Source organism: Bacillus cereus, assembly GCF_002564555.1.
GTDB lineage: Bacteria > Bacillota > Bacilli > Bacillales > Bacillaceae_G > Bacillus_A > Bacillus_A cereus_K.
Window position 1 is genome coordinate 1 of sequence record NZ_NUVD01000075.1, and the last position, 247, is coordinate 247.

The following is a 247-nucleotide window of genomic DNA, read 5'->3' on the forward strand; positions in this document are numbered from 1 at the left end:
GTCGAGTTCACCGAGATCACCGGTTCGCATCCAGCCGTTGACGAATGTCTCTTCGGTGGCCTTGTCGTTCTTCCAGTAGCCCTTGAAGACAACCCCGCCGTTGAGTTCGATCTCGCCATCCTCGGCGATGCGTACCCCGTTGCCGCCCATCGGCTGTCCGACGGTTCCGATCTTCTGAGCACCCGGGACGTTGACGCAGTGCGCCGCAGTGGTTTCGGTGAGGCCATAGCCTTCGTAGATCGGAACT

Annotated in this window: 1 protein-coding gene; it reads right to left on the reverse strand. The window is 60.3% G+C overall.

What is annotated here, in order from left to right; genetic code table 11:
- Positions 1-247, reverse strand: a 247-nt coding sequence (locus tag COI75_RS17355) for an AMP-binding protein (RefSeq protein WP_141535133.1), incomplete at both ends; no start/stop codon positions are given.